22 protein-coding genes are annotated in these 20471 nt (G+C 38.8%); 18 read left to right on the top strand and 4 right to left on the bottom strand.

Annotated elements, in window-relative coordinates; all coding sequences use genetic code 11:
• Positions 1 to 194: 194 nt before the first annotated feature.
• The 4 genes from NON16_RS00255 to NON16_RS00240 all read left to right on the top strand — a co-directional run bounded on the left by NON16_RS00255 (position 195) and on the right by NON16_RS00240 (position 5367).
• A complete protein-coding gene (locus NON16_RS00255; RefSeq protein WP_257345842.1) occupies positions 195 to 2072 on the top strand; it encodes an LTA synthase family protein in 1878 nt (625 codons plus the stop codon).
• 283 nt (positions 2073 to 2355) lie between these two features.
• Positions 2356 to 3546, top strand: a complete 1191-nt coding sequence (locus NON16_RS00250) for a M14 family metallopeptidase (protein WP_257345839.1) — start codon at positions 2356 to 2358, stop codon at positions 3544 to 3546.
• 323 nt (positions 3547 to 3869) lie between these two features.
• Positions 3870 to 4580, top strand: coding sequence for an ABC transporter ATP-binding protein (locus tag NON16_RS00245; RefSeq protein ID WP_257345836.1), 711 nt, complete (start codon positions 3870 to 3872; stop codon positions 4578 to 4580).
• A gap of 16 nt (positions 4581 to 4596) precedes the next feature.
• Positions 4597 to 5367 carry an ABC transporter permease gene (locus NON16_RS00240; RefSeq protein WP_257345835.1) on the top strand — a complete coding sequence of 257 codons (771 nt, stop codon included), beginning with the start codon at positions 4597 to 4599 and terminating at the stop codon, positions 5365 to 5367.
• 331 nt (positions 5368 to 5698) lie between these two features.
• Here the strand turns inward: NON16_RS00240 and NON16_RS00235 are convergent, their stop codons facing one another.
• Positions 5699 to 5884: a DUF2759 domain-containing protein gene (locus tag NON16_RS00235; protein WP_257345832.1), complete on the bottom strand. Its 186-nt coding sequence runs from the start codon at positions 5882 to 5884 to the stop codon at positions 5699 to 5701.
• A gap of 142 nt (positions 5885 to 6026) precedes the next feature.
• Positions 6027 to 6509 carry a hypothetical protein gene (locus NON16_RS00230; protein ID WP_257345829.1) on the bottom strand — a complete coding sequence of 161 codons (483 nt, stop codon included), beginning with the start codon at positions 6507 to 6509 and terminating at the stop codon, positions 6027 to 6029.
• A gap of 115 nt (positions 6510 to 6624) precedes the next feature.
• On the opposite strand from NON16_RS00230, the gene NON16_RS00225 reads away from it, so the two are divergent.
• The 3 genes from NON16_RS00225 (at position 6625) to NON16_RS00215 (ending at position 9318) form a co-directional block, all read left to right on the top strand.
• A complete protein-coding gene (locus NON16_RS00225) occupies positions 6625 to 7266 on the top strand; it encodes an MBL fold metallo-hydrolase (RefSeq protein WP_257345826.1) in 642 nt (213 codons plus the stop codon).
• Entirely contained in the window at positions 7263 to 8363 is a 1101-nt protein-coding gene (locus tag NON16_RS00220) for a class I SAM-dependent methyltransferase (RefSeq protein ID WP_257345823.1), read from the top strand. Before NON16_RS00225 ends, NON16_RS00220 begins: the two co-directional genes overlap by 4 nt.
• A gap of 670 nt (positions 8364 to 9033) precedes the next feature.
• Positions 9034 to 9318, top strand: a complete 285-nt coding sequence (locus tag NON16_RS00215; RefSeq protein WP_257345820.1) for a hypothetical protein — start codon at positions 9034 to 9036, stop codon at positions 9316 to 9318.
• Positions 9319 to 9506: 188 nt separating this feature from the next.
• On the opposite strand, the gene NON16_RS00210 is transcribed toward NON16_RS00215, so the two are convergent.
• On the bottom strand, positions 9507 to 9704 hold the full coding sequence (locus NON16_RS00210; protein WP_257345817.1) for a hypothetical protein: 198 nt from the start codon (positions 9702 to 9704) through the stop codon (positions 9507 to 9509).
• Positions 9705 to 10292: 588 nt separating this feature from the next.
• Here NON16_RS00210 and NON16_RS00205 point away from each other — a divergent pair.
• From NON16_RS00205 to NON16_RS00165, 9 genes are all read left to right on the top strand, one after another.
• Complete coding sequence (locus NON16_RS00205; RefSeq protein WP_257345814.1) at positions 10293 to 10700, top strand: MerR family transcriptional regulator; 408 nt, start codon at positions 10293 to 10295, stop codon at positions 10698 to 10700.
• 2 nt (positions 10701 to 10702) lie between these two features.
• Complete coding sequence (locus NON16_RS00200; RefSeq protein WP_257345811.1) at positions 10703 to 10972, top strand: thioredoxin family protein; 270 nt, start codon at positions 10703 to 10705, stop codon at positions 10970 to 10972.
• 371 nt (positions 10973 to 11343) lie between these two features.
• A complete protein-coding gene (locus NON16_RS00195) occupies positions 11344 to 11688 on the top strand; it encodes an ArsR/SmtB family transcription factor (RefSeq protein WP_257345808.1) in 345 nt (114 codons plus the stop codon).
• A gap of 12 nt (positions 11689 to 11700) precedes the next feature.
• Entirely contained in the window at positions 11701 to 12999 is a 1299-nt protein-coding gene (locus NON16_RS00190) for an arsenic transporter (protein WP_308216561.1), read from the top strand.
• Between the two features lie 50 nt (positions 13000 to 13049).
• Entirely contained in the window at positions 13050 to 13469 is a 420-nt protein-coding gene (gene arsC, locus NON16_RS00185) for an arsenate reductase (thioredoxin) (protein WP_257345805.1), read from the top strand.
• Between the two features lie 49 nt (positions 13470 to 13518).
• On the top strand, positions 13519 to 13890 hold the full coding sequence (arsD, locus tag NON16_RS00180; protein WP_257345802.1) for an arsenite efflux transporter metallochaperone ArsD: 372 nt from the start codon (positions 13519 to 13521) through the stop codon (positions 13888 to 13890).
• A gap of 12 nt (positions 13891 to 13902) precedes the next feature.
• Entirely contained in the window at positions 13903 to 15666 is a 1764-nt protein-coding gene (arsA, locus tag NON16_RS00175; RefSeq protein WP_257345799.1) for an arsenical pump-driving ATPase, read from the top strand.
• 35 nt (positions 15667 to 15701) lie between these two features.
• Entirely contained in the window at positions 15702 to 15983 is a 282-nt protein-coding gene (locus tag NON16_RS25520; RefSeq protein ID WP_332925372.1) for an iron-sulfur cluster biosynthesis family protein, read from the top strand.
• A 201-nt stretch (positions 15984 to 16184) separates the two neighbouring features.
• Positions 16185 to 17600: an MDR family MFS transporter gene (locus NON16_RS00165; protein WP_257345794.1), complete on the top strand. Its 1416-nt coding sequence runs from the start codon at positions 16185 to 16187 to the stop codon at positions 17598 to 17600.
• A gap of 156 nt (positions 17601 to 17756) precedes the next feature.
• On the opposite strand, the gene NON16_RS00160 is transcribed toward NON16_RS00165, so the two are convergent.
• On the bottom strand, positions 17757 to 18002 hold the full coding sequence (locus NON16_RS00160; RefSeq protein WP_257345791.1) for a DUF2626 domain-containing protein: 246 nt from the start codon (positions 18000 to 18002) through the stop codon (positions 17757 to 17759).
• A 317-nt stretch (positions 18003 to 18319) separates the two neighbouring features.
• Here NON16_RS00160 and comGA point away from each other — a divergent pair, with 317 nt between their 5' ends.
• Together comGA and comGB are read left to right on the top strand one after the other, a co-directional pair.
• Complete coding sequence (gene comGA, locus NON16_RS00155; RefSeq protein ID WP_372508716.1) at positions 18320 to 19447, top strand: competence type IV pilus ATPase ComGA; 1128 nt, start codon at positions 18320 to 18322, stop codon at positions 19445 to 19447.
• Complete coding sequence (gene comGB, locus NON16_RS00150; RefSeq protein ID WP_257345785.1) at positions 19434 to 20465, top strand: competence type IV pilus assembly protein ComGB; 1032 nt, start codon at positions 19434 to 19436, stop codon at positions 20463 to 20465. The genes comGA and comGB overlap by 14 nt, the downstream gene beginning before the upstream one ends.
• Positions 20466 to 20471 lie beyond the last annotated feature (6 nt).

Raw genomic sequence — 20471 nt, 5'->3', positions numbered from 1 at the left:
ATTAATCATTTACATCTAACAAATATCCTTTACAATCTCTTTACAATTATTTGAAATTAGTCTTTTTTCACTTGAAATATACAACAAAAGAGAGTAAGATAACAATCATGTGAAAACGAGTGAAGCGTTTGAGAGTTAATAAATACACAAAAAATTATAGTTGTAGCATCTAAGCACAAGGAGGTTATGATGCAATGTTGAAAAACACCTTATCTAAATATCAGGCACTTATCATCACAGGTGTTTTGCTTTGGATTAAATCGTATATCGTTTATAAATTTGCATTTGACTTATCAATTGAAAATAGTGTGCAAGAATTTATCTTGCTAATTAACCCACTAAGTTCTGTCGTATTTATTATTGCATTTGCTTTATTCTTCTCGGGTAAAGGAAGGAACATTGCGATATTAGTACTAAACTTTATAGCAACATTTGTTTTGTTTGCAAATATGGTGTATTACCGATTTTTCAATGACTTTATTACAATCCCAGTTCTCTTCCAAACAAGCAATATGGGAGATTTAGGAGAAAGTATTACATCATTACTTTACCCATATGATTTCTTATTATTCATCGATATTATTTTAATGGCCGTTTATTTTAAAGTTCGAAAAACAGACGGGCCAAAAGTCTCTTCGAAAAAGATTGGATTAACATTTGCAGCAGGTTTAATTCTGTTTATCGTGAACGTAGGAATCGCCGAAACAGAACGGCCACAGCTTTTAACACGATCATTTGACCGTGAAATGTTAATTAAAAATATTGGTGCATTTAACTATCATGTATATGACGCGGTTATCCAATCCAAAGCAAAGGCACAACGTGCGCTTGCAGACAGCAGTGAGATCGTGGATATTGAGAATTATGTAAAAGCTGATTACCGACAACCAGATCCGGAAAAGTTCGGTGCAGCGGAAGGTAAAAATGTTGTTATGATCTCAATGGAATCTCTGCAAGACTTTGTTATTAATAACGAAGTAGAAGGAAAAGAAATTACACCATTTCTAAACGATTTAATTGAAGATGAAGATACGTATTACTTCCCTAATTTCTATCATCAAACGGGTCAAGGGAAAACATCCGATTCAGAATTTATCGTAGCGAATTCAATGTATCCATTACCAAGTGGAGCTGTGTTCTTTACACATTCACAAAATGAATATCAAGCTATGCCAGAAATTCTCGATCAAAAGGACTATTATACAGCATCCATGCATGCCAACAATAAGAGTTTCTGGAACCGAGATATTATGTATAAATCTCTTGGATATGATCACTTCTATTCACTAAAGGACTATAAAGTAACACCAGAAACATCAATTGGTTGGGGCTTAAAGGATGAACATTTCTTCGAGCAATCAGTTGGCCATATGAAAGAAATGCCTGAACCATATTTTACGAAACTCATCACACTGACAAACCACTTTCCATTCAGTTTAGAGCAAGAAGATGAACTTATCCCTGAATGGACTTCACAAGATGGAACAGTGAACAGATACTTCACGACTGCAAGATATACGGATGAATCAATTAAGATGTTCTTTGATAGTCTTAAGAATCAAGGAATGTATGAAGATACTGTGTTTGTTCTATATGGTGACCATTATGGAATTTCAGAAAACCATAATGCTGCAATGAGCAAGTATCTTGGTAAAGAAATTACACCTTTCGTTTCAACTCAGCTGCAACAAGTACCATTACTCATTCATATTCCTGGCGATGGAAATGGTAAAGTGATGGAGACGGTTGGTGGACAGATTGACATTCGTCCAACACTCCTGCACCTACTTGGTGTTGATACGAAGAATACAATTCACTTCGGATCAGATTTGTTCAGTAAAGACCGTCAAGACTTTGCAGTACTTCGTGATGGAAGTTTTATTACGAAAAACCATGTGTACACAGACGGGAAATGCTATGACAAAGAAAGTGGAGAACCAGTAGAAAAAGCACAATGTGAACCATATATGGAAAAGGCGAAGAAAGAGCTGGATTATTCCGATCGTATTATTTACGGTGATCTATTGCGATTCTTCGATCCAAAATCCGGTCAAGTTAAAGAAGAAAAATAAAGATAAAAGGAGTTGGCTCTAACAGGGGCCGCTCCTTTTTTACACGTTAAGAAAGTATAAAAATACTTTCTATAGTATAAGCGCAACTAAGGCTCAGCCGGCGCCAAAGGCTTGGTTTTGCCAAGTTTTCTTTACGTTAAAGTAAAGAACAAGGCCACGGGTAAAAGCATGTCAGGTGCTCTTTAGGAAGGCTTTATGTCAATCCTTAAGATCTAAGTTTAATTCATAACTTCCATCCAACTCCATATATATGGTAGGAGAATGATTTATTGGAGGGAATAAGATGAAAGTAACGGTCCGCCAGGGAGATACTCTATGGTACTATAGTAAATTATTTAATGTTCCTCTTACACTTATAATAGATTCAAATCCTACGTTGAATCCAAATGCATTATCGGTTGGATCTAGGGTCGAAATACCTGGATATGTAACTGAAACATATACGACTAAGCACGGGGATACATTTTATAAACTTTCCCAAGAAAGAAAAAACCCCTTGGATGCTTTGTTACTATTAAATCCAAATGTATCACCCACGACACTACAGGTGGGACAAACAATAACGGTTCCATTCAGAATTCTGAATGCTGTTGTTAATCCGAAGCAAGAGTACACCTATAATACGATGATCCAACACTTAAACAGACTTGAAATGATTTATCCGTTCTTAAACATACGAACCGTTGGAAGCTCTGTATTAGGGAAGACAATCCCTGAAATTCAAATTGGGAATGGGCCAAAGAAAGTTCATCTAAATGCTTCATTCCATGCAAATGAATGGATTACGACATCAGTTGTGATGAATTTTCTTAATGATTACGTATTAGCACTTACCAATCAGCGGACAATAAGAGGATTGAAAATATCGCCTTTTTATGACGGTGCAACATTATCAATTGTTCCAATGGTAAATCCAGACGGCGTTGACCTTGTACTAGAAGGTCCTCCAGAAAGTGAATATTATAGCCAATATGTTGTTGAATTAAATAATGGTAGTTATGACTTTTCAGGTTGGAAAGCGAATATAAGAGGTGTGGATCTTAATAATCAATTCCCAGCTAAATGGGAGGTTGAAGAGACTCGAAAACCACAGCAACCAGCACCAAGGGATTATCCGGGAGAAAAGTCATTAAGTGAGCCAGAAACGATGGCAATGGCTGAACTAACTCAACAAGGGGATTTTGATCGGGTTCTTGCCTTTCATACGCAAGGAGAGGAAATATATTGGGGGTACGAGGGTCTGGAACCACCATACTCTGAGACAACCGTTGATGAATTTGAGAGGGTTTCTGGATACAAGGCTGTCCGTTATCTTGATAGCTATGCAGGATATAAAGATTGGTTCATTAAGGAGTGGAAAAGACCTGGGTATACTTTGGAGCTTGGTGAAGGTGTGAACCCATTACCGTTATCACAATACGATGAAATATACGAAGAAAGTCTAGGAATAATGTTAGCGTCTCTTTATATGTGAAGTAAGAAAAGGTATTGACCATAATCAGGGGTCAGTACCTTTTTATTCCTTGAAACGTTTACGTTATAATAGAGGTTGTTCAAAAAGTCCGGTAAAAATAGCTGTCGAATTTCTTCGTTCCTTGGAAAAGGAGTACACTTTTCCGGCGTGCGAGGCACTGCTTCCGTAGAATATTCTTGTGCTCGGTCTCTTCGGTCCTCACGTATTAATAGCATACGTTCCGGTCCTCGAGACTTTTCGCGCCTCGAACTTCTCGGCTCTTTTTATCCTCCTTTTTGAACACGCACTAATAAGAGTATTTCATGAAAAATGGAGAGCAGATAATGGAAACTAACTCAATTTTACGATGTGAAAATGGATCTACGAGGATATTAAAACAGTTATGCTTTTCAATCCCAGAAAACAGGATAACAACAATCATAGGACCTTCAGGAGCTGGAAAGTCGAGTTTAATAATGCTCTTAAACCGCCTGGAGAATCTTGATAATGGTACGATTTATTATAAGGGAAACAATATAAATGACTATCCAGTTACCGAACTAAGGCGAGAAATAGGGATGGTCTTTCAATCTGCTTACTTGTTTGACGGTACAGTTGAGGATAATTTGAAGTATGGTCCCTCCTTACAAAATAAATGGGACTCAAAAAACGCAGACAAACTGTTGGATTTAGTGGATTTACCATCGTCCTATAAATTACGAGCGGTTACGACTCTTTCTGGTGGAGAGCAACAACGGGTAGCTCTAGCAAGAACATTAGCAAACAAACCAAATGTGTTGTTGTTAGATGAAGCTACTAGTGCGCTGGATGTTAATACTACGAAAATTATTGAACAGCTATTGGAGCGAATTCAGCAAGAAGATGATATTACTATGGTTATGGTAACGCATAACCTTGCTCAATCAATGCGAATCGGTGATTTTTCTTTATACCTACAAGAGGGAAAACTAATTGAATCTGGTGTGACAAAAGAACTATTAGATAACCCTTCTACTAAAGAATTGAAGAACTTCCTAAACATTAAGAAAGCTTAAAGGAGTAAAATAAGAAATGGATACAACTGAAATATCAAACCTTTCACTTACGTTTCTAATCGTGTTTGTCATTATCCCGGTTTCGCTTTCTTATTGGTTTTCACTTGGATTATCAAAATCAATAGTATGGTCATCCTTCAGAGGTGTCGTACAGTTATTTCTTATTGGTTATGTCCTAACGTTTCTATTCTCGATACCGGACTGGCAAGGAATTGCATTATGGGTTACTGTAATGGTTCTGGTTGCGACGATTAACGCTTCTAAACGAGGAGGAAATATCCCTAAAGTACGGATGGTTGTATTTTTGATCATAGCCATTATTGAGGTATCTGTACTTGCTCTTTGGCTCGGGTTTGGATACATAACCTTCACAGCAGATAAAGTGATACCAATTAGTGGGATGGTGATTGGAAATAGTATGATTGCAATCGGGTTAGCACTTGAACGTCTACAAAGTCAATTTAAGGAAGAACGGGGACGGATTCTTGCTGCTCTATCATTAGGTGCAACTCCTAAACAATCATCATTAATGATCGTCAGAAAGTCATTAAAAGCGGCCATGATTCCAAACATCGACGGCCTGAAAACAATCGGTCTTGTACAGCTTCCGGGCATGATGACTGGGTTAATTTTGGGCGGGGTTTCTCCTTTAGACGCAGTTAAATACCAAATAGTAATATCGCTTAGTATTTTTGTATCCGTCGCTATATGTGCAATGCTTGTGACAATGGTTTTATATAAAACCTTCTTTAACGATAAAATGCAATTAAAGGTAATTGACAAATAAGAAAAAGTACAAGCCCGTGGAGATTATGTAGCACAACACGTTCTTTGTGTTTGTGGAAGAATCGAAGTGACGATCTGCACCTAAGCTTCCGAGATTAACACTTCATCAATACAATAAATTTTATATGTACAATAAGAAAAGCGCAAGCGCCCTGGGTAGCCCCGAAGGTCACTGGAAGGCCAACGAGGAGGCTGTCGCCGCCGCAGGAGGACTGAAGTGATCCGAGGGGTTGGGCGCTGGAGCTAGACATTGCATCAATGCAGCAAATTTTATACTTTCTTAACGTGTGAAAAAGAGGATTGGTCCTGTGACCAATCCTCTTCGAGCCAAATTAATGGCCGCCACCCCAGCCGCCTGTTCCTAAGGTATCGATTACGGTCATTACCGTAAACCAACCAAATACGGCTAAGGTGAGAAATGCAAAGCCAAATGAAAACATATTCTTTTTCTTTACTTCTCTAATACACCCTGCAAGGGCAAATAGGGTTACGAGGCCAAAAATAATTGCCAATCCCATATGATTTCCTCCCTTATCTGCTTAGGAATTTGAATTATCCTTAATATACCCTGATTATCGAGAAATACCTTACCTCTATGTAATCGAGTGATACCTTATCTTATTGTACTTGTTTTTCAAATCATTGTCGAGGGTCCATTCTTTACAAAAAAGTGACGCCTATTTTGTAAGCTCTTGCAATCCCTTCAATCAGTTCTTGTTGCTGGCGGTCTACATAATAAATAGTTGAGCTACCTTGTTCTTCGGCAATAAGATGTTCTTTCATTTGCAAAAAAGCCATGTGTTGCTGTTGATTTTCTCCAACCGGTTCATTGAACTGAAATGGAAGACTTAATTCTTTGTAAACATATAGGTGACCAGTGGTAGAAGTAAAACCATAATCGGTATTACATGTGTTCGTTGAGTCGCCACTGAGTTGGTATAATTGGTAGTTTTCTTCAAAGACGCCTTCTTCACTAAATAGTTGTAGAAGGCTATTGGATTCATCTATCGAATTTACAATTACTAAGCGTTCATCCCGATCGATTACATTCACGAGGGAATCAACCCTGTTATATAGGTCGTTTAGATTGCTTTGACTTTGATCGATTTGTTCACAATGTTCAACCCCATAAACATTTTTCATAGTCCTCACACTTTCATATTTGTTTAATTGTTGATATCTTAGAAATGACAACATTAATCAATACTTTACTTTAGTGTAAAAGATGAATAAGAAAATAACAATGGAGGCGATTATAATGGAATGGAAACAACTAACGGTAGGTCCTGTTCAAGCAAATTGTTACCTGCTTTGGAATAGTACTGGTGAAGCGTTAATTATTGATCCGGGCAGTGAAGGGGACCGAATTAACAAACAAATAAGGGATCTGAACGTCCAACCGGTCGCTATTTTACTTACTCATGCTCATTTTGATCATATCGGAGCGTTAGATGAGGTTAGAGCACAATGGAATGTACCTGTGTATCTGCATTCTAAAGAAACGGAGTGGCCGAATAATCCCGATTTGAATGGTTCAAGCCACTTTCCAATGATCGAACCGGTAAGGGCAAAAAAAGCTGATCATGAATTAACCCACGGTGAGACGTTAAATATCGGACAGTTTACCTTTGAGGTATTACATACACCTGGTCATTCTCCAGGAAGTGTTTCATTTTATTTTAAGGAGGAGGGGATTGTCTTAAGTGGCGATGCGTTGTTTATGGGCAGTGTCGGACGTACAGACTTGCCTGGAGGAGACCATGATACACTTATTAAAAGTATTCACAACCAATTGTTAAACCTTGATGAAGAGACCCTTGTATTATCAGGACATGGTCCTTCAACAACGGTGGGAGAAGAAATGAACACAAACCCATTCTTGAATGGATTTTCTCTATGACCGTTCAGGCTTCAGGGGTTATACCAATTCTACAAAAGAAGATTCAACAATCAATTGCAGACGACATCTCCTATGCAGAATTTATTGAAACCGCCCTGTACGATCCAGTCCGTGGTTACTACCGGAGAAAATCGGATAAGATAGGATCCTCTGGTGACTTTTATACGTCTAGCTCAGTTCACCCAGTTTTTGCCTGGGTGTTTGCAGATTACTTTTATGACTACTTGACAAGGTGTAATGCCCCATACATGATTTGTGAGCTTGGTGGTGGGAGTGGATCTTTCGCTAAGGAAGTATTGTCTCACTTAAAATTAAAGCACCCGGAATTCTATAATGAGTTGCACTACCTCTATGTGGATGTTAGTGAAGATCACTTAGCGAAGGCGCAAGATCAACTAGCCTCGTTTCAATGTGTTTCTTTTTATCAATCGACAGATAAGTTGAAGTCAGCGCAGGGAACCATTAATGGTGTTGTGTTTTCAAATGAGCTTCTAGACGCAATGCCCGTTCATGTTGTCGAAAAGCGTGAGGGAGTCATAAACGAGGTTAGAGTTTCGATAAAGTCAACAGAAAAATTAGAAGAAGTGATTGTGCATAAGGTGCAACCAGAGATTGAAGAATGGTTGAATTGGAGTGGACTTAACATACAGGAAGGAAATCGGATAGAAGTACCACTAAAGATGAACGAGTGGGTCGATGAGATGTCGGCACTGATAGAAAGCGGGCTGCTCGTAACCGTTGATTACGGCTATTCCAATGCGGAGTGGCAGGAACCTTCGCATCGTAAAGGAAGCTTACGTGGCTACCATAATCACCAGCTAATCGAAAATCCGTTGCTGAATCCAGGTCAGATGGATTTGACGACTCATATACATATCGATTCATTATTGAAGAAGGGAAAAGAAGTAGGGTTTACAACTATATCGTGTACTCGCCAACGGGATTTTCTGTTAGAACATGGGTTGTTTAATTTCTTGTATGAACATCAAAATCCAGATCCATTTTCAAAGGAAAGCCGATTGAACCGGGCTATTCGTTCTTTTGCAACACCAGGTGGAATTAGTGATTCCTTTCATGTCATCGTGCAGGAGTGTTAATAAAGTTCCTTACTTTAGACAATACAATGAAACAAATCCGAATATCCTTAGGATGCAGATATTCAGCACATCAAGTAGTACTGGCCTATCAAAAGTGTATTGGGGTTAATACTCTTTACATAATAATTTAATCCAAAAGGTGTTGTGACACGAATGATGGATTAAAGAAGAAATGGAAAACAGTTAGCAGTATTAATTGGCCAGAACTTCTAAAACTAAACGTGTTTAAGGTCACCGGTTTGCCTTATATCCCACGGACGACCTTAAACTGATTTAGAGGAGGATTCAGAACTCAAAATAATGATTCTGTATGGTCCCCTGGCTTAAAATGACTCAACAGAGTCCGGTATTCCCACAAAGGGGAAACCGGACTTTTTTTAAGTCGCAAAATTAGCGATTTTCATTGCACGTTAAGAAAGTATAAAAATACTTTCTATAGTATAAGCGCAACTAAGGCGATCGCCAGCGCTAAGGCTTGGCGCTAGCCAAGTTTTCTTTATTTATTTTTTACATAGATCAGATTTCGAAAACTTCTTTGTTTAGTGGGAATCAATCTTAAAAGGCTTCTTCTCTTAATTTTTAATTTTGATAAGTAAGCATAATTACCTTCCTACGGGAAAAGATAACAAGGTTCTCAGGCTATATATCAAACAATGAAAGGGGAATGACCATGAATCAGAAATGGCTTCTTATGTTAACGTGTATATTTTTATCGACTTTGATGGTAGTGGGCTGTAACAATAATCAAGAGCCGGCTCCAGAGGAAGAACAAGCTCCAACAACTGAAAATATGGATGATACTGATGATATTGATCCAATCGGAGACGAAAATACACCTGGTGTCGATGAAAATGATACCCCGAATAAGGATGATGAAAAGGATCAAGATCCAGATCCAGAAGACCCAATAGAGGATCCAGAGGATATTGATGATGAAAATAATAAAGATAACTAATTCAGTGGTCGGATCCCTTTAAAGGAGCCGACCATCTTTATGTTTCGCTTTGAAGCAATCTCTTAACGTATAAAATTTCAGGTATGTTAACGAGATTTCCTATTTATGAAAGTGATACGAAAAAAGGTAATGTTTCAGATCATTTATTTTTTCATTCAACCAAGTTCCATGAATAATGATTACCGTTGTCAACTAAGGTACGGGATAATAAATGCAACGACCCCAAGTCCGATTGCCCACCATGCTAACGATTTCCGTGGTGTTGCTAAACCAATTAATCCTAAGATTACACCAATACCGCCTAACCAGAGCGGGGCGTAGAAAAAACCGATCACAGCTGAAAGGATCCCTAACCATACAATCCATTTTCCTTTTACATCATTCATCTCTTGACAATCCCCCTTTTAACCTTTTTCAAAGAAGTATCATATAAAACGGATTTACTCTGTTTTATTATATGATCCCGAAATTCTTTGGTTCCAACATAATTTAAGCAGATAACTGTATTGAATTATTGTTAGTTGTGGTACTTAAAAAATTACCGACGAATGAAGTTTCTGAAATTGGATTTCAAAAAAGCAACAATCACCTTAACCTTAAGCCGTTATTCTCCAACATTTCAGGGTAAAGATCGGATCAAAAGAATTTAGTGATTTTCATCACCAAGTCATTGCAACTTCATTCAAGGGGCAATATCGGAGTTGATGTTATCTCCACAGAAAAACTAAGCCTTGAAGAGTATAGGTATAGTAAAAAACTGATAAAAAGCGTATTAAAAATGGTTAAATAATGGGGGATAAGAAGGAGTCTTTTTGAGTCGAATAGTAATGAAGTAATACTTATAGTGCTTGTTAGCAACTGAAATAAAATCTTCATTGATAGCTAACGTGGTTGGTTCTTTAATAAAAAAGGATAAAACTACTATTGACCCTGTACCATAGTACGGAGTACATACTAATACGAGGAGGGATGAGATGAAAGGATTAACAATAAGCCAAGTAGCAAGAGAAGCAAACGTCAATATTGAAACCATTCGCTATTATGAAAGGCGTGGGTTGATTTCTGAACCTCCTCGAACGGAATCGGGTTATAGAAAATTTCCTCAAGAAGTCGTGAAAGATATTAAATTCATCAAACGAACACAAGATTTAGGGTTTACCCTCGAAGAAATTAAAAGCCTTTTAGCTGTTTCAAAGGATCAAAAGTTTCGTTCAGAAGAAATGCATGATTTTGCAACAAGTAAAATGAAAGAGATTGAAACGAAAATTCACGATTTACACCAAATGAAAACATTACTTGAGGACTTAGCAGAAAAGTGTCCTGGTTCTGGGATTTCAAAAAGGGAATGTCCAATTATTGAAAATTTTGAAGGAGTGAATTAGAAATGGCTAAACGATTTGTAGAAGTATTTACATCTGGTTGTTATTTATGTGAGGATGTAGTCAAACAAGTGAAAGATTTAGCTTGTGATAATTGTGAGGTTGTCGTTTACGATTTAAATAAAGGTTGCAACACAAACGAATGTGAAACAAGAGCAAAACAACATGGTGTAAAATCAGTTCCGGCCGTTGCAATTAATGGTGAATTAGTGGATTGTTGCAAAAATAACGGAATCGACATTTCATCTTTAAAAGCAGCAGGATTAGGTCAATAATTAACTAATTACAGGGGTGGGCATCATTTCACCCTTGTTTATTTTTTGATGTAGGGGATATTCAAAAAAATTTTACTCTTGAATATATAAGTAAATGCCTATATAATGATTTGTGAATACAGATAAGGGGGAGACAACAATGATGATAAACAGCAATGTTGTACCTGTACTCATTTTCCTTCTCCTCATCTTTGGATGGAGCGTATTTATGCTTCGATCAAGCTCAAAATCTTCAAATCTTGTGTCAGGTTATTTACAACGGTTGAAGTTTTGGGGGAAAAAAGAACAATAATGCATAGTTTTATTTTTTTAGTTAAAAATATTAGTGTATAATTATATATTGATTTATCCTGGAATAGGAGGTGTATCTTATGGAAAAGACAGTCATTGAGGTGGAACAAGTGGCCCATGTTTTAAAATTGTTAGGTGATAAAACCCGCTTAACGATGGTAGGCTTACTAGAAGGTAGTGAATGCTGTGTGTGTGAATTTGTTGAAGTTTTTCAAATGAGTCAACCTTCAATTAGTCAACATCTTAGAAAGTTACGAGATGCTGGGTTGGTAAGAGAAAAACGAAAAGGACAATGGATCTTTTATTCGATCAATAAACAACATATCGCCTACCCCCTTATCCAAGATTTATTAAAACATATGCCTGATCAAAAAGAAAAGTTAGAGGCATTGGAAGCAGAAGGTTTACGCATTATATGTGATTAAGGGGGAACTAAATTGACTTCTATTGTATTAGCATCAGTTATTTTTATACTTACGTTAATTTTGGTTATTTGGCAGCCAAAAGGGTTATCCATTGGTTGGTCTGCCTGTGGTGGTGCAATCCTTGCATTATTAGTCGGAGTTGTTGACTTTAACGATGTCATTACAGTAACCGAAATTGTTTGGAACGCAACCTTTGCATTTATTGCGATCATCATTATTTCCTTGATTTTAGATGAAATTGGCTTCTTTGAATGGGCTGCATTGCATATGGCTCGTACAGCTAAAGGAAATGGTTACAAAATGTATGTGTATGTGACTTTGTTGGGAGCTGTAGTAGCTGCGTTTTTTGCGAACGATGGTGCTGCGTTGATTTTAACACCAATTGTTTTAGCAATGGTCCGTGCTTTAAACTTTAAAGAGGCGATGGTCTTACCGTTTATAATGGCGAGTGGGTTTATTGCGGATACCACCTCATTACCATTAGTGGTAAGTAACTTGGTGAACATTGTTTCAGCTGACTTTTTCAACATCGGATTTGCTGAGTATTTCTCCCGCATGATCATACCGAATTTGTTTTCATTAGGGGCAAGTATTCTCGTTTTATTCTTATTCTTTCGGAAAAACATCCCGGTTAAATACGATTTGACTCAACTGAAAAAACCGCAAGAAGCGATTAAAGATCATCACATGTTTCGCTTGTCGTGGGTTGTTCTTTCCGTCTTACTCATTGGGTATTTTGTCAGTGAATTTCTTAACATTCCCGTATCGATTGTCGCGGGTGTGATTGCTTTATTCTTCTTATTAATGGCAAGGAAAAGTCCAGCGGTTCATACAAAAAAGGTCATTAAAGGAGCCCCATGGGCTGTGGTCTTTTTCTCGATAGGGATGTATGTCGTTGTTTATGGACTACGGAATGTAGGGTTAACAGATGTGTTAGCAAATGTGATTCAAGCTACAGCTAATGAAGGATTGTTTGTTGCAACGATTTCAATGGGTTTTATTGCAGCCATCCTTTCTTCAATCATGAACAACATGCCAACGGTGATGATCGATGCTTTGGCGATAGCAAATACGGATACAACAGGTACCATGCGAGAAGCTTTGATTTATGCCAACATAATTGGATCTGACTTAGGACCAAAAATAACACCGATTGGTTCGCTGGCGACATTATTATGGCTACACGTACTATCATTGAAGGGTGTTAAAATTTCATGGGGCTATTATTTTAAAGTCGGTATCATTTTAACGGTTCCAACACTCTTTATCACCTTAACTGGTTTATACATCTGGTTGTTAATCATTTCATGAAGGGTTTAAGGGGATACAAAAAACACACATTCAAAAGGAGACAGAATATCATGACAAAACCAATTGTTTATTTCTTATGCACAGGAAACTCTTGCCGTAGCCAAATGGCAGAAGGTTTTGGGAAAAAGTACTTAGGAGACAAATATGAGGTTCATTCTGCTGGAATAGAAGCTCATGGAGTGAATCCGAATGCCATTAAAGCCATGAAGGAATCCGGAATTGATATATCTGAACAAGAATCCTCCATTATTGATCCAGAATTATTAAATAAAGCTGATTTTGTTGTCACACTATGTGGAGATGCCAACGACAAATGCCCAATGACTCCTCCTCATGTAAAGCGTGACCACTGGGGATTTGATGACCCAGCCAAAGCGGAAGGAACCGAAGAAGAAAAGTGGGCGTTTTTCCAGCGTGTTCGTGATGAAATCGGGGGACGTATCCAACGGTTTGCAGAGGAAGGAAAATAAATAAAAGTCAGAGAGTGCTCTATTGCTTATTAAAGAGGAGGAATTCAAAATGAAAATCGACATTTTTGATCCGGCAATGTGCTGTGCTACAGGGGTTTGTGGACCAAGTGTTGACCCTGTATTGACAAGGGTGGCGAATACGATCTTTCTTCTTGAAAAAAGAGGCATTGATATCCATCGCTATAATTTAACGAATGATACAGAGGCCTTCATCTCAAACACAACGATTCAAAAACTGTTGGACGAAAAGGGTTCAGACGCTCTTCCTGCAACGATCGTTGACGGAGAGCTTGTAAAGGAAGGAACTTATCCGACAAATGAAGAGTTTGCTCGGTGGTCGAATGTTAATGAAAAGGATCTAATTGTCGAGACACCGTCTTCTAAAACAACTGGTATTGATTTAAACTCACTGAAAAAATAGGGGATGTATACGATGAATTGGTTTCACGAGGAAACAAAAGAGATGACACGTCACCTTTTCTTTACTGGAAAAGGCGGAGTCGGCAAAACATCAACCGCTTGTGCAACAGCAATTTCACTTGTTGATCAAGGAAAGAAGGTCCTCATTGTGAGTACCGATCCAGCTTCGAATCTTCAAGATGTATTTGAAATGGAGATCCCGAATCACCCAATCCCGATTACGAATGTACCAAATTTGTATGCCGCTAATTTAGATCCTGAACAGGCCGCTGCTGCCTATCGCGAAAAAGCGGTAGGTCCTTATCGTGATAAGTTACCAGCTTCTGTGATTTCGGATATGGAAGAACAGCTTTCCGGAGCTTGTACGGTTGAGATCGCCGCATTTGATGAATTTACAAATTTACTTTCAAACCCAGAACATGTTGAGGGTTTTGACCATATTCTATTCGACACGGCCCCGACAGGGCATACGCTGCGGCTTCTTCAATTGCCTACAGCTTGGTCAGGTTTTTTAAGCAAAAGTACGCATGGCGCCTCTTGTCTTGGTCCCCTTTCTGGGCTGAGTGAGAAAAAGGAGGCTTATGCGAAAACTGTAGAAGTACTTTCAGACGACAATGAAACCACTCTAATCCTTGTCACTCGTTTAGATATGTCATCACTGACAGAGGCTGAAAGAGCTTCACAGGAACTTCGTGCGATCGGGATTCAAAACCAACAGCTTTTGATCAATGGTGTTTTGCAAGACCATGTTCAAGAGGACGAGATTTCAAGCGCTTTTTACGAGAGACAACAAAAAGAATTGGCGAACATGCCAAACGAATTAAAGACAATGAAAAGAGCACAGTTACCACTTGTATCTTACTCCTTGACTGGCATGGACCATTTACGAAAATGGGCATCTGGTGTGGATGAAGAGGATAAGGTAAATGAAGAACTGGATAACATTAATATTCCGGGTCTAGGAAGTTTGCTTGATGATCTTAAAGAAAAAGATCATGGTGTCATTTTTACGATGGGAAAAGGCGGAGTTGGTAAAACAACGATGGCTTCTGCGATTGCAGTCGGTTTGGCTGAACAAGGACATACAGTGCACTTAACAACAACGGATCCTGCAGCTCACCTGTCCCATGTCATAAAGGAAGAAGAAATCGATGGAAGACTAACAGTGAGCCGAATTGATCCGAAAGATGAAGTGGCTGCATATCGTAAAGAAGTACTGCAAGAAGCCGCAGAAGGTCTTGATGCGAACGGTCTGGCTTATTTAGAAGAAGACTTAAATTCACCTTGCACAGAAGAGATTGCTTTTTTCCGCGCTTTCGCTAGAGTCGTAGATCAAGCAAAAGGCGAGTTTGTCGTCGTGGATACGGCTCCTACCGGACATACGTTACTGTTATTGGATGCGGCCAAGTCTTATCATAAAGAAATAGCCCGTTCCACCGGGGACGTACCGGAGTCAGTCAAAAAGCTATTACCACGTTTGCGTGACCCTGAAGAAACGACGGTTGTACTGGTGACCCTTGCTGAAGCGACACCCGTGTTAGAGGCGACCCGTCTTCAGGAAGACTTGAAGCGTGCTGAAGTTTCCCCACAGTGGTGGATCATTAATCAAAGTTTTGCAACTACCCCAACAAGAGATCCGATTTTAAGGGGCCGTGGGCATGCTGAAATTCCATGGATCGATCGGGTGAAAAATGAATTGGCACAAAATTGTGCGATCGTACCCTGGCAAACCAAAGAAACAGTCGGCTACAAGAATTTAAAAACATTGTTGTCTTAAACGGGTATTACTATCTAAAAGGGAGTAAAGAATCGATGAACATAACCGATACAGCAAAGCCGCATATTGAAGCGATTTTGCAACAAAATAACGCTCGAAGCCTTCGTCTATATTTTGCAGGCATGGGATGAGGTAGCCCCACAGTGGGGTTGGCTCTGGATGGGCCAAAAGAAGACGATAAACTGGAAGTAGTCAATGGTATTACGGTGGCCATTGATACAAAAATTTTACCGCAAACAGAAAACCTGACCCTTGATTTTCAAGACACTCCTCAAGGCAAAGGGCTTGTGATGCTAGGAGATAATAATTGTTGTTAAATGATAGAATTCAAACTTCGGATTTGCTCTGACAAAAAAGGACCTGAGTGGAGATGTTTTTTCTCCACTCGGGTTTTTCAACTTCCAGTAGTATCATTGTTACGGATTTAATAAGCCTTTTATTGTTCAAAAAGAGAAAGAAGGGTTATGATAATGTCTATGAATAAAGAGAAATAGACAAAGAAAGGGAGGAGAGTCAGGATGACTACCCAAAATTATAACAAGACATCGATCGCTGCGCTATTGCTTACAGGGGCGTTTATCGCCATATTGAATCAGACGTCAATGATTACAGCCATCCCTCCCATTATGAAGGAAATGCATATCAGCGCCAATACAGGTCAATGGTTGACAACGGTCTTTATGCTCGTGAACGGTATAATGATACCCATCAGTGCCTTTTTAATTGAACGATTTACAACGAGGCAGCTTTTTATTTCTGCAATGAGTATTTTTGCAGTTGGTACCTTAGTTTGTGCGATTGCTCCGAATTTTCCGATCCTTCTATTAGGTCGGATCATTCAGTCGAGTGGTGCGGGTATTATGCTACCGTTGATGCAAACCGTCTTTCTATTAATTTTTCCAGTAAATAGGCGTGGAGCAGCCATGGGGATGGTTGGTCTCGTCATCTCTTTCGCGCCAGCCATTGGACCCGCACTTTCCGGCTGGGTGATGGCCCATTATTCCTGGCGAATGATGTTCTGGATCATCTTGCCCATAGCGCTTTTAGATATTCTCTTATCATCTAAAGCGCTTCGAAACGTGACAGAGCTAACTAACCCGAAAGTTGATGTTACATCAATCATACTATCCTCTTTTGGCTTCGGCGGATTGCTATATGGATTTACTAGTGCAGGAAATAACGGTTGGGGAAGTGAAATCACTGTAATCACCTTAATTATCGGAGTGGTTGCGCTGGTTCTGTTTGTATTGAGGCAATTGCGAATGAGTCACCCTATGCTTGAATTCAGGGTATTTAAATTTTTCATATTCACACTGACTACCATCATTGGAATGATCGGTTTTATGGGCTTAATCGGTGTGGAGACTTTGATCCCTCTTTATATGCAAAATATGCGTGACTTTACCGCAATGGAATCAGGATTGGCTATATTACCGGGAGCACTAGTGATGGGCATTATGTCACCTTTAACAGGTCGAGTATTCGATCGATTTGGTGCAAGGTGGTTAGCTATTACTGGTTTAATCATTCTAACAGTGTCCACATGGGCTTTTTCTAATTTGGATACGACTACATCGTTCCTATACATCACTATATTGTATTCGATTCGGATGTTCGGTTTATCCATGGTGATGATGCCGGCGACAACAGCTGGCTTGAACCAACTGCCTAAGCGGCTAATCCCACATGGGGCAGCGATGAGTAATACGATGCGCCAAGTTGCTGCGTCTATTGGAACAGCTATTATAATCACTGTCATGACAACAACAGCAGAGGCTACCCAACAGGGAAAAGACGTCTTACAACCAATGATTTATGGTGTGAATGTCGCTATGATGGTTATTACGGTTCTATCACTTATTGGGGTGGCTTTATCATTCTTTATTAAGAAAACATATCCCCCGAAGGAAGAAATAGAGGATAGTAAAGGGTAAAAATCTGCACAAAAAAAGGAGGTCTAATAAAGACCACCTTTTTTTGCTTGTGCTTTTCTTACACGTTAAGAAAGTATAGAAATACTTTCTATAGTATAAGGGCAACTAAGGCTCAGCCTACGCCAAAGTCTTGGCATTGCCAAGTTTTCTTTACACTTAATGTCCTCCAGATCCAGGGGACATCATAAATGTGGACCAGTACGTGAATCCGATAAAAAAGACCGTTAAGTATGCACCGAAAATATAGATATACATTCTTTCAGACAAATTCAAATATCCGAGTGCAACAAACATAACTGTTTGCCCTACAAATAACAGGGAGAAAGCGGGCATTTCGCCAACATAAGCCATGACAGCTATAACAGCTGTCCAAAATCCCATCATGCGGTACATTCTTGCCATATGTATTCCTCCTTTGCAGCAATGATCGACGAATTAAATAAGTGCTATCTCGATTATCCGTCCAAAAATAAATGGACTCCTCTTGTATTATAAAACAAACAAGCGAAAAAAGTAAATTACATTTGCTATGTCAATTTTGTGTCGAGTACTTATTTCAGTTCACTGTTTAGTATTTAGGTTTTGAAAATAAATATTCAGTGTTCATTTATTTACTTGAATTACGGAAAGTTGAAAGATAGGAGAAGGTATCATCACCAGTGTGTACATTCGACAGATAGATGTAAAAAATATTTTTGAATAAAAAAAGGATTGTATATATTAGTGTCGAATATCTTCTATACTTCCCGAAAGAAGGTGGTCCTATAAGTGTAAATGTCGAAAGTAAAAGCGAATCTCTTTTAAAACGAGCAATATCAATGGGCGCAACTGATCTCCACATTGTCCCCCAAAGGAGGTCATCATTAATTCAAGTACGAATCAACCAACGTTTGTATCCTCTTGAAGAAGTACCCCTAATTTACAGCGAACGTCTTATCTCACATTTTAAATTTTTGGCTGCGATGGACATTGGGGAAAAGCGCAAACCCCAAAATGGTGCTATTCATCACTACCTCCCAGTTAACGGAAACGTCCATTTAAGACTATCAACCTTACCCTCTGCTTACAATGAAGCATTAGCGATTCGAATCTTACCTCAGGAAGACAATACACATTATACAAACCTTTCCATATTCCCGAATGTTCTTGAACAAGTATACTCTTTATTACTTAGACCCCAAGGCTTATTGTTATTTGCTGGTCCAACTGGCTCAGGAAAAACGACATTGATGTACTCATTGCTCAAAGAAACACAGTTATACAAAAAGCGGCAGGTGATCACATTAGAAGATCCGATCGAAAAGAAGATGGATACGGTCTTGCAAATTGAAATAAATGAGCCAGCAGGAGTTACTTATCTGGAAGGATTTAAATCAATCTTAAGACATGATCCTGATGTTATTATGATTGGTGAAATCCGAGATGAGGCTACTGCACAGCTCGCAATTCGTGCCTCACTGACTGGTCACCTCGTTCTTTCGACACTTCATGCGAAAAATACAATTGGATGCCTATACAGGTTAAATGAATTTGGGATTCATATTGAAGATCTCCGCCAAACACTTCTTGGAATTGTATCGCAAAGACTCTATGAATTAAAGTGTCCACATTGTGGGAATGCGTGTTCATTATTTTGTATGATGCGAAGACAACAGCGAAGAATGGGTGTGTATGAACTCCTTAATGGTCAACTTTTACAAAATGTAATGAATATGATTCAGGCTAAGAAACCGATCACGGTCTCTTTTCCAAAGCTCGATGATTATTTCCATAGAGCAGTTGCGATGGATTACATTTCTGCACCTTTTTCCGATACATCAACGGAGCATGGGTATGAGAAAACGTGAATGGAACCGGATGGAACAATCAAAGTTTTTGAGAGAGTTAGGAATGTTACTTGATAAAGGTTATTCGGTCTCCAATGCACTCGTCTTACTGCAACTGCACTATCAAACCTATCCCCAATACCCAGTTAAAGACATTATGCGGGAATTGAAAAGTGGTGCTCCGTTATTTGAGGTGCTTGAAGGGAAGAAGATCCCAGGGGATATATTGGGTTGCTTGTACTTTGCTTCTGAACAAGGAAGGTTATCATTTGGATTACTAGAGGGAAGCAGAATTTTGTTGAAAAGAGAACAGCTGAAAAAGATGTTTTTACGAACGATACGCTACCCGCTTACCTTGCTTCTCATCCTTAGTGCTATGATGTTTTTTATGCTCCGGTTTCTTATTCCGCAATTCACGGCACTTTTTAATTCCGTTGATTTATCCCTTCCTACTGTAACGGTGTATTTACTTACAGTTTTGCAGATGGTACCATATCTCTTCTATTTTGTAATGAGCGTTGGCCTTTTATTGTTGATCTTGTACCCCTTTACCTTTCGGAAGAAATCTCCACATGAACAACTCATGATTGCGCTTAAGGTTCCTCTGCTTTCACATTACCTTCGAATCCTCGTGACTCAATTCTTTGCATTTCAGTTTGGTCATTTGTTAAAAAGTGGTCTTTCTGTATCGCAAGTTCTTCAATTATTCGAAAATCAAAATTATGTGCGTTTGTATCAAGATGAAGCTTTATTATTAAAAAGTGATTTAAGAAAAGGAAAAGCTCTTGATGAAATTTTTCGAGATAAACATTATTTCTTGCCTGAGTTAGCACAGGTTGTTTCCTTTGGGCAGTCCAATGGAAGCCTTGGCGATGAATTAACCCTTTATGGGGAAATGTTGTTCAGTAATTTAGAGGAAAGAATCCAAAGAAGTATATATCTCATTCAACCGATTCTTTTTGGAGCAATCGGATGTCTCGTATTGATCTTGTTCCTTTCAGTAATGGGACCGATTTTCCAGCTATTCCAATCCTTATAGTTTGTT

The sequence above is a fragment of the Pseudalkalibacillus decolorationis genome, from assembly GCF_024609785.1.
Lineage (GTDB): Bacteria > Bacillota > Bacilli > Bacillales > Fictibacillaceae > Pseudalkalibacillus > Pseudalkalibacillus decolorationis.
Note: the sequence above shows the minus strand (reverse complement) of the source record. Positions and strands in the feature narration are given on the sequence as shown.

What these genes read in the sequence shown, in the direction of transcription:
- NON16_RS00245 (WP_257345836.1), top strand. Translation starts at nt 3,870, where the DNA reads ATGGAAACTAACTCAATTTTACGATGTGAAAATGGATCTACGAGGATA.
- arsC (WP_257345805.1), top strand. Translation starts at nt 13,050, where the DNA reads ATGACAAAACCAATTGTTTATTTCTTATGCACAGGAAACTCTTGCCGT.
- NON16_RS00220 (WP_257345823.1), top strand. Translation starts at nt 7,263, where the DNA reads ATGACCGTTCAGGCTTCAGGGGTTATACCAATTCTACAAAAGAAGATT.
- NON16_RS00195 (WP_257345808.1), top strand. Translation starts at nt 11,344, where the DNA reads ATGGAAAAGACAGTCATTGAGGTGGAACAAGTGGCCCATGTTTTAAAA.
- NON16_RS00210 (WP_257345817.1), bottom strand. Translation starts at nt 9,704, where the DNA reads ATGAATGATGTAAAAGGAAAATGGATTGTATGGTTAGGGATCCTTTCA.
- NON16_RS00250 (WP_257345839.1), top strand. Translation starts at nt 2,356, where the DNA reads ATGAAAGTAACGGTCCGCCAGGGAGATACTCTATGGTACTATAGTAAA.
- NON16_RS00235 (WP_257345832.1), bottom strand. Translation starts at nt 5,884, where the DNA reads ATGGGATTGGCAATTATTTTTGGCCTCGTAACCCTATTTGCCCTTGCA.
- NON16_RS00160 (WP_257345791.1), bottom strand. Translation starts at nt 18,002, where the DNA reads ATGGCAAGAATGTACCGCATGATGGGATTTTGGACAGCTGTTATAGCT.
- NON16_RS00240 (WP_257345835.1), top strand. Translation starts at nt 4,597, where the DNA reads ATGGATACAACTGAAATATCAAACCTTTCACTTACGTTTCTAATCGTG.
- arsD (WP_257345802.1), top strand. Translation starts at nt 13,519, where the DNA reads ATGAAAATCGACATTTTTGATCCGGCAATGTGCTGTGCTACAGGGGTT.
- NON16_RS00225 (WP_257345826.1), top strand. Translation starts at nt 6,625, where the DNA reads ATGGAATGGAAACAACTAACGGTAGGTCCTGTTCAAGCAAATTGTTAC.
- comGB (WP_257345785.1), top strand. Translation starts at nt 19,434, where the DNA reads ATGAGAAAACGTGAATGGAACCGGATGGAACAATCAAAGTTTTTGAGA.
- NON16_RS00215 (WP_257345820.1), top strand. Translation starts at nt 9,034, where the DNA reads ATGAATCAGAAATGGCTTCTTATGTTAACGTGTATATTTTTATCGACT.
- arsA (WP_257345799.1), top strand. Translation starts at nt 13,903, where the DNA reads ATGAATTGGTTTCACGAGGAAACAAAAGAGATGACACGTCACCTTTTC.
- NON16_RS00165 (WP_257345794.1), top strand. Translation starts at nt 16,185, where the DNA reads ATGACTACCCAAAATTATAACAAGACATCGATCGCTGCGCTATTGCTT.
- NON16_RS00205 (WP_257345814.1), top strand. Translation starts at nt 10,293, where the DNA reads ATGAAAGGATTAACAATAAGCCAAGTAGCAAGAGAAGCAAACGTCAAT.
- NON16_RS00230 (WP_257345829.1), bottom strand. Translation starts at nt 6,509, where the DNA reads ATGAAAAATGTTTATGGGGTTGAACATTGTGAACAAATCGATCAAAGT.
- NON16_RS00200 (WP_257345811.1), top strand. Translation starts at nt 10,703, where the DNA reads ATGGCTAAACGATTTGTAGAAGTATTTACATCTGGTTGTTATTTATGT.
- NON16_RS00255 (WP_257345842.1), top strand. Translation starts at nt 195, where the DNA reads ATGTTGAAAAACACCTTATCTAAATATCAGGCACTTATCATCACAGGT.